Here is a 7,464-nt window from a genome sequence, read left to right as displayed (position 1 = left end):
GAGTCCGGCCGGGGCCGAGCGGTCGATCAGCAGTGCGCGCATGTCCTGTTCGCCTTTCGTACGGGGCAACACGGACCATTTTTGCCGGTGACCAGCGTTTGCTGTCAACCAGCATAAGCTGGGGACTGGCGCAACCGGTGCTACGCTGACCCGCATGGCCGCGACGACGACCCTGCGCGAGCGCAAGAAGCAGCGCACCCGGCAGCAGCTGATCGACACCGCGCTCGACCTCTTCACGGAGCGCGGCTTCGACGGCGCGACGCTCGACGACCTGTGCGGCGCGGTCGAGATCTCCCAGCGCACCTTCTTCCGGAACTTCGCCAGCAAGGAGGACGTCGCCCTCGCCCCCACCAACGACCTGTGGCGGGCCTGCCTGGACGAACTGGAGTCCCGTGCCCGGGAGCCGGAGGACGGCGCCACCGTGCTGGAGCTGCTCCAGGGGGCCCTGCTGGGCGCGCTGGAGCGGATGGCCGGTGACGACGGCTGGACCCGGCGCGTCGCGCTCAGCCGCCGGCTGGCCGAGCGGACGCCGTCCGTGGACGCGTACGGGCGGCAGTTCTGCGAGCGCACCAGCGGCGCCGTCCTCGGCGTCCTGCACGGCGCGCTGGACCTGCCGGCCCCGCACGACCTGCGCGTACGGCTCGCGCTCGACATGGTGGTCGCCGCGTTCCACCAGGCGCTGCACGACTGGTCGGCGCGGGAAGGGCGCACGGAGGCGCCCACGGGCGACGAGCTCGCCGCTGACCTGCGGTCCGCCTTCGCAGCCCTGCCCGGCGCTGTCAGCCTCCCCGCCCGGCACCGCACGGCCGGCCCCCCGACGCCCTAGCGGCCGCTCCCACCGCCTCTATTAGAGTCGCCCCGGATGCGGGGGGCGCGTCGTCATGAGTCCTCATGAGGAGGGGCGGAACGTGTCAGAAGCAGAGGGCGCCGGGAGCGGCGGGGGCCCGGCTGCCGCGATATGGGGGCGGGCCGAGCAGCAGGACTTCCGCAGCCGGGTGCGCGGCTGTCTGCTCGGCGGGGCCGTCGGGGACGCGCTCGGCGCGGGCGTCGAGTTCGACTCGCTCGACGAGATCCGCGCCCAGCACGGCGACCAGGGGGTGACCGACTACGTCCCTGCGTACGGCAGGCGGGGCGCGGTGACCGACGACACCCAGATGACCCTGTTCACCGTCGACGGCCTGATACGCGCCCATGTACGCCGCGACACGGGCGCCTGGCACCCGCCCACCGACCTGCACGCCGCCTACCGCCGCTGGGCGGCCACCCAGCGCGACTGGGGCCCGGACGAGCGCCGCGACGAAGACGGCTGGCTCGCCCGTCAGGAGTGGCTGTACACCCGGCGCGCGCCCGGCAACGCTTGTCTGTCCGGTCTGGCCGACGACCGGATGGGCACGCTCGAACGCCCGAAGAACCCCGAGTCCAAGGGCTGCGGGACGGTGATGCGGTCCGCGCCGTTCGGGCTGCTCGTGGGGTGGGAGCCGCAGCTGGTCTTCCAGCTCGCCGTCGAGTGCGCCGCGCAGACGCACGGCCACCCGACCGGCTGCCTGGCCGCGGGCGCCTTCGCCGCGATCGTGCACGGGCTCGCCCGCGGCGACGCGCTGGACGCGGCGGTGCAGCGCGCACTGGCCCAGCTGGCGGCGCGCCCCGGGCACGAGGAGACCACCCAGGCGCTCCAGCACGCGCTGGGCGCCGTACGGCAGGGCATGCCGTCCCCGGAGCGGGTCGCCTCGCTCGGCGAGGGCTGGACGGCGGAGGAGGCGCTGGCGATCGGGGTCTACTGCGCGATCGTCGCCGAGGACGTACGACACGGGCTGCGGCTGGCCGTCAACCACGGCGGGGACAGTGACTCCACGGGCTCCATCTGCGGCAATCTGCTGGGCACCATTCACGGCGAGACCTCGCTGCCGCCCGGGTGGGTGGCGGAGCTGGAGGGCCGCGCGACCATTCTCGAACTGGCGGACGACTTCGCGATGGAGATGACCCAGGGCCCGGCGCTGCACGGGCCCGGCGGCGCCTCGGCGGCCTGGCTGGCCCGCTACCCCCGCGCGTGACCGGCAGCCGCGTGACCGGCAGCCGCGTGACTGGCAGCCGGGTGACTGGCAGCCGGGTGACTGGCAGCCGCACGCCGGGCACCCGGCACCGCATGCGCCGCCCGGCGTGCGCTCCGGTCAGCGCATCACCTCGCCCGCGTTGACCAGCAGCGACTGCCCCGTGATCCCCCGGGAGCGGTCGGAAGCGAAGAAGACCACCGTCTCCGCGACGTCCTCGTCCGTCACCATCCCGGGCAGCGCCATCCGCGCGTTCAGCCGGGCCAGCAGCTCCGCGTCGTCCTCGACGTAAGCCCGCACCGGCGGCCCCCACATCCAGCCCGGCTGCACGGTGTTGACCCGTATCCCGTACGGGCCCAGCTCGCGGGCCAGCGGGTACATCGCGGACACCAGGGCGCCCTTCGACGCCGCGTACGCCGCCATCGGCACCTGGGAGGACGCGGCCACCGACGCCTGCGTGCCGATCATCACCACCGAGCCCCCGCCCGACTCCTTCAGCGCGGGCAGGCACGCGCGGGTCATCCGCAGAGTGCCGAGCAGGTTGACGTCCACGGCCCGCTGCCACTCCCCGAGGTCCTCGGAGGAGTCCTCCAGCCCGCCCATCACGGTGTCCAGCGCGGCGACGTGCACCACGGCGTCCAGCCGCCCGAAGCGCTCGACGGCCAGCGCCGCGAGCGCCCGGCACTGCGCCTCGTCGGTGATGTCCGCTGTGCGGTGCGCGGTCCGCGTGCCGTCCGGGTCGATCGCGGCGGCGCACCGCTCCGGCCCGGCCCGGGTCCGGGCGCCGAGCACCGCACACCCGCCCTCCCGTACGCACGCGGCGGCGACCCGGTGCCCGAGTCCCGCGCCGACCCCGGAGATCAGCACCGTCCTGTCCCGCAGCAGCATGGCGTCCCGCCTTCCGCGCTCCCGTAGCCCTCGCCATCTGACGGTATGTCAGTTACACCGTAGAGGGAGCCGAGGGGAGAGGGAATGTCCGAGAGCTATGCGGAACTGGCCGCCACGGGGCCGTACGGGGTGCGTCCGGGGCATGCGCTGATCACCATGGTCGAGCCGGATCCGGGGCACGAGTACGCGTACAACCGCTGGTACGAGGACGACCACTACATCGCCGGGGCCATGGCCATGCCCTGGCTCTTCGCCGGGCGCCGCTGGGTGGCCACCCGCGAGCTGCAACTGCTGCGCTACCCCGCCGAGTCGGCGGTGGCGCGGCCGGTGACCGCCGGCTGCTATCTGACCGTCTACTGGATCACCGAGGGGCGCTACGACGACCATATGCGCTGGACCGTCGCCATCAACCGGCGGCTCAACCGGGATGCGCGGGTCTTCCAGCGGCGCACCCACGTCTTCACCAGCTTCCAGGACCACGAGGCGACCGCCTACCGCGACGGCGCCGCCGGGCCGCGCGACTTCCACGCGCTCGACCACCCGTACCGGGGGCTGGTGCTGGAGGTCGTGGACGCGCCGGAGGCCGGCCGGCGCGCCGAGCTGCTGGAGTGGCTGCGCTCGCGCCATCTGCCGGGCCTGCTGCCGGGCTCACCGGCCGCGCTGGTCACCGTCTTCCGGCCGACGCCGCTGCCGGTGGACCGGATGTCGTACGTCCAGCAGGTCGAGGGCGTCGACACCCGGCTGACGCTGCTGTGGTTCCTGGAGGAGGACCCCCGGGAGCGGTGGCAGGAGCACTTCGCCGAGCGGGACGCACGGATCGCCGAATCGGGGCTGGGGAGAGTGGAACTGGTGGCCCCCTTCGTTCCCACCGTTCCGGGAACGGACGCCCATGTCGACGCCCTGCGGTGAGCGCGGGGCGCTCCGTCGGGCACGCCGCAGGCATGACGCGGACACGACCGAGCCCCCTCGGCCGGGACGGCGACCAGTCGAGAGGGCTCTGGGCGGTGGTACTCAGCCGCATGGCATGGCACTCACCTGCGGTTCACCTGGGTGACGAAGCCGTCCCAGGCTTCCGGGCTGAAGCTGAGCGCCGGGCGCCCGGGATCCTTCGAGTCGCGTACCGCGACCACGTGTACGGCGGGCGACCTGACCTCCACGCACGCTCCGTTCCCGCCGGAGTGGCTGGACTTGGTCCACGCGTGGGTCGTTCCCTGCTGAATTGACATGTCTGCTCCGGTGTTCCGGTTGTTCGTGACGTGCTGGTGACGTTACGCGGCGTTTTCGAGGCATGAAGCGGCTATTCACTCGACCGGATGGCATATTCCGGGCTGCTCTTCACACCGCGCTGCGGCGGGGTGTAGCCTCTCGGGCTCCGCGCGCGGGCGCGCCCGGGACTCTGCACTCCCTCGCTTTTCGCCATCAGCCCCGCGCGTATTCCTTCGCCACTTTCTCGATGAACTCGCGGGTCTGGTCCGGGTTCAGGGCCTGTGCGCGCAAGTGCTCGTACATGACGCTGTAGCTCTGCACATCGTTCGCCTTCTCCAGATAGAGGTCGCTTGTCACGCCCTCCAGGTAGATAACGGTCGAATCCGATGCGTCGGGGAATTCCAGGATGGCGTACTGGCCGTTCACCCCCGGATGCGCGCCCATCGCGAACGGCATCACCTGCAGCGTGATGTGCGGCAGCTGGCCGAGCAGGTTGAGGTGTTCCAGCTGCTCCGCCATGGTCGCCTTGCCGCCCACCTCGCGGCGCAGCACCGACTCGTCGAGCACGGCCCACAGCCGCAGCGGGCTGCGCCCGCTGTGGATGCGCTCCTGACGGCGCATGCGCACCTGCACACGGCGCTCGATGTCCGCCTGGGTGGCCTCCGGCAGCGCCCCGGCGATGACGGCCTCGGCGTACGCGTTCGTCTGCAGCAGCCCGGGAACCACCTGCGGCTCGTAGACGCGCAGCGAGGCCGCGTCGGTCTCCAGCCCGATGTAGACGCTGTACGGGATGTCGCCGAAGGCGTGCCACCAGCCCTGCTGGCGGGACTCCTTCGCCATTTGCATGAGGGAGTCGACTATCCGGCGGTCCTCGACCTCGTACACCCCGCAGAGGTCCCGGACGTCGCGCTGGCTGATGCTGCGGCGCCCGTTCTCCAGCCTGCTGATCTTCGACTGGGAGACCAGCAGCCGGTCGGCGACCTCTTCGGCGGTCATGCCCCGCTGCTCGCGCAGACGGCGCAACTCCTGACCCAGCCGACGACGCCGGACTGTGGGATTGACGCTCGACGCCACGGGACCGCACCTCCGCGTAAGTACGACTACTTCCAGCAGGTTGCCACCAACATGTGCACCGTCGCTGGCAAATGGCAACAGAGAGTGCGGGTCTGAGTACAGGAAATGAGGAGCGAACGCAGCACAGGGGTGGCAATCCGGCCGTCGTCCCGGTGGCCGGACCGCCACCCCTCAACTCGCCGCGACACGACGGCTGCGCGCCGGTCGCCGATGTCTCAGCGCCGTGCCGAACTGCGGTGTCGGACGGCGCTGACCGGTGCTGATCGGTACGGACTGGTGCTGCGGTGCGGTGGGTACCGCCCGGTGGGGCGGTGCCCGGTGGCGGGAGTGCGAGCTGTCGTTCCGGGGGTACGACAGCTCAGTGCGCGCCGGCGCGCGCCATTCCGCCCGCCGCCGCATGGCGGGCCTGCCCGGGGACATGCCGGGAGGGCCCGGTCGCCGCGGACGCGGTGGCCGGTGTCGCGCGTGCCGGTGCGGGCCGCGCGGTCGGACCGCTGCTGCCCTGCGCCCGCCGCGGCTGCGCCGCGACGCCGTTCTGCACGTCCATGACAGCGTGCGCGACGAGGCCGCCCATCGGGTCGTGCCTGATCAGGTCCCGGAGCCGGGAGCGGCACGACCGCCCCTCGTTCCCGGGGTAGAGATGCTTGCCGAGGCCGACGGCGTGCGCCAGCGCGGCGAGCGCGGCCGTCCGGGGATCCGGTGGGACGCCCGTGCGGATCGCCGAATCCAGCCGGGCTCTGATCTCCCTGCTGATGGCCGTGTCCGTCGCCTGATAGCGCGTCGTCGGCAACACCCCGCACATCTGGCCGGAAACGGCATGCACCATGCCGCAGCGCTCCAGATGCGTGAGATAGGTTTGGCGTAGCCCCAGGCGGGGCCCGCCGATCCAGTGGACCGCCCGAACGGGGCTGCCGCGCCTGCGCAACAGCTCCAGTGCGGAGTCCAGAGTCGGATCTCCGGTCGGCCGTGGCAGCACCACGGCGATACGATCCCCATCAGGGGCTATCCGTCCTGCCAGAGCCAGCTCCACTAGCTGGGCCCCGGCCAGGCCGAGGTCGAGCGACTGCGGCTGCGCCGTGGTGCCCGTTGCCGGGTCCAGGGCGAGCAACAGAAGCTCCTCCGGAATTGTTCTGCGGCTCCTGCCCATCCATGCCTCCCCGCGTGGATGAATGACAGGGTGACCCCTCTCACAATGGTCTGTCGAGAGTGCATGAGCGGTATGGGCGGGAACCAGTAGGTATGTCGTTCTCGTCTGCCGGAGGGAAGGGCCAAAGGACGACTCTGAGAAGTGTCGCCACACCGGGTGGCGGCCTCGGTGCACAGGACACTGTTTACTGGTATGGCGACGGGCGAGCGGCAGCAGGAGGCATCGGTGGCGGGCGAGTCCCCCGACAAGTCGGAGCGGGAGAGGTCGTCGGGGGAGACGACAGAGAGCGGCAGCGCGGTTGCGCGCCCCGATAAGACGTCCGAAAACGCCCCGGTGGGGTCGTCCGACGCGGCGGTGGCTGTGGCCGCCGCCGACGCGGAGCCCGCGGGCCCTGCGCAGGACGGCGACGCCGAGGGCACCCCGGCGGACGACGGAGACGCACGCCTGAAGTCCGCCGTGGCCGCGTGGGTCGCGCACGGGGGCGGCGCGCAGGAGCCGTCCGACGAGTCCTCGGATGACCGTGCGGACAAGGGGTCGATTTTCGGCCGTTCGTCGGACGACGCCGAGGAGCCCGAGGACCGTGCTGAGCGGATGACCGCCGCGTTCTTCGGTACGCCCCGGAGGGGCAACCGGCTCTCGGGAGAGAGCGAGAAGGGCGGGGCCGAGAAGTTGGAGACGGAACGGTCGGGGGCGCCGGAAAAGGCGGAGGAGCCGGAGAGGTCGGAAAGGCCGGAAAGGCCGGAACGAGCGGCGGAGCCGGAAAGCGCCGAGAAACCGGGCAAGCGGGAGAAGCCGGAGAAGGCGGAGAAGCGGGAGAAGGCGGAGAAGGCAGAGCAATCGGCGAGGGCGGAGCCGGAGCCCGCGGACGCCAAGCGGGCCGAGGAAGCCAACGGCGCCAAGGGTGCCAACGGTGCCAAGGGCGCCAGGGGGGCGAAGCCGGGCTCGGCGGGGCAGCGCGGCGGCGTCGACCAGCCGACCGCCGTCTTCCGGGCCCCCGCGGAGACGGGGGAGACGAAGGGCGCGAAGGGTACGGAGGAGCCCGGGGACGCCAAGCGGGCCGAGGAAGCCAACGGCGCCAAGGGTGCCAACGGTGCCAAGGGC

7 protein-coding genes and 1 pseudogene are annotated in these 7,464 nt (G+C 72.2%); 4 read left to right on the top strand and 4 right to left on the bottom strand.

Annotation, left to right across the window (positions count from 1 at the left end; translation table 11 throughout):
- The first annotated feature begins 154 nt into the window (after nucleotides 1-154).
- Together G5C65_RS27180 and G5C65_RS27175 are read left to right on the top strand one after the other, a co-directional pair.
- The gene (locus tag G5C65_RS27180) at nucleotides 155-826 is read left to right on the top strand and encodes a TetR/AcrR family transcriptional regulator (RefSeq protein ID WP_165301594.1); all 672 of its coding nucleotides are present in this window, start codon (nucleotides 155-157) and stop codon (nucleotides 824-826) included.
- A gap of 55 nt (nucleotides 827-881) precedes the next feature.
- On the top strand, nucleotides 882-2,051 hold the full coding sequence (locus G5C65_RS27175; RefSeq protein WP_206442323.1) for an ADP-ribosylglycohydrolase family protein: 1,170 nt from the start codon (nucleotides 882-884) through the stop codon (nucleotides 2,049-2,051).
- A gap of 117 nt (nucleotides 2,052-2,168) precedes the next feature.
- On the opposite strand, the gene G5C65_RS27170 is transcribed toward G5C65_RS27175, so the two are convergent.
- Nucleotides 2,169-2,936, bottom strand: a complete 768-nt coding sequence (locus tag G5C65_RS27170; protein ID WP_165301591.1) for an SDR family oxidoreductase — start codon at nucleotides 2,934-2,936, stop codon at nucleotides 2,169-2,171.
- A gap of 84 nt (nucleotides 2,937-3,020) precedes the next feature.
- Here G5C65_RS27170 and G5C65_RS27165 point away from each other — a divergent pair, with 84 nt between their 5' ends.
- Nucleotides 3,021-3,845 (top strand): hypothetical protein, encoded by an 825-nt coding sequence (locus G5C65_RS27165; RefSeq protein ID WP_165301589.1) that lies wholly within the window; start codon nucleotides 3,021-3,023, stop codon nucleotides 3,843-3,845.
- Between the two features lie 122 nt (nucleotides 3,846-3,967).
- Here G5C65_RS27165 and G5C65_RS27160 read toward each other — a convergent pair whose 3' ends face one another.
- From G5C65_RS27160 to G5C65_RS27150, 3 genes are all read right to left on the bottom strand, one after another.
- Entirely contained in the window at nucleotides 3,968-4,162 is a 195-nt protein-coding gene (locus G5C65_RS27160) for a DUF397 domain-containing protein (protein ID WP_165301587.1), read from the bottom strand.
- A gap of 193 nt (nucleotides 4,163-4,355) precedes the next feature.
- Nucleotides 4,356-5,216 (bottom strand): Scr1 family TA system antitoxin-like transcriptional regulator, encoded by an 861-nt coding sequence (locus tag G5C65_RS27155; RefSeq protein WP_165301586.1) that lies wholly within the window; start codon nucleotides 5,214-5,216, stop codon nucleotides 4,356-4,358.
- 358 nt (nucleotides 5,217-5,574) lie between these two features.
- Entirely contained in the window at nucleotides 5,575-6,363 is a 789-nt protein-coding gene (locus tag G5C65_RS27150) for a GOLPH3/VPS74 family protein (RefSeq protein ID WP_165301584.1), read from the bottom strand.
- 192 nt (nucleotides 6,364-6,555) lie between these two features.
- On the opposite strand from G5C65_RS27150, the pseudogene G5C65_RS27145 reads away from it, so the two are divergent.
- Nucleotides 6,556-7,464, top strand: a pseudogene (locus tag G5C65_RS27145) (hypothetical protein); the annotation flags it as partial.

The sequence above is a fragment of the Streptomyces boncukensis genome, from assembly GCF_011045075.1.
GTDB classification, from domain to species: Bacteria; Actinomycetota; Actinomycetes; order Streptomycetales; family Streptomycetaceae; genus Streptomyces; species Streptomyces boncukensis.
The sequence above is the reverse complement of the archived record's forward strand: the minus strand, read 5'-3'. Positions and strand labels throughout refer to the sequence as shown.

Excerpts from the sequence above, each read along its gene's own strand:
- G5C65_RS27180 (WP_165301594.1), top strand. The coding sequence starts at position 155 with ATGGCCGCGACGACGACCCTGCGCGAGCGCAAGAAGCAGCGCACCCGG.
- G5C65_RS27175 (WP_206442323.1), top strand. The coding sequence starts at position 882 with ATGAGTCCTCATGAGGAGGGGCGGAACGTGTCAGAAGCAGAGGGCGCC.
- G5C65_RS27170 (WP_165301591.1), bottom strand. The coding sequence starts at position 2,936 with ATGCTGCTGCGGGACAGGACGGTGCTGATCTCCGGGGTCGGCGCGGGA.
- G5C65_RS27165 (WP_165301589.1), top strand. The coding sequence starts at position 3,021 with ATGTCCGAGAGCTATGCGGAACTGGCCGCCACGGGGCCGTACGGGGTG.
- G5C65_RS27160 (WP_165301587.1), bottom strand. The coding sequence starts at position 4,162 with ATGTCAATTCAGCAGGGAACGACCCACGCGTGGACCAAGTCCAGCCAC.
- G5C65_RS27150 (WP_165301584.1), bottom strand. The coding sequence starts at position 6,363 with ATGGGCAGGAGCCGCAGAACAATTCCGGAGGAGCTTCTGTTGCTCGCC.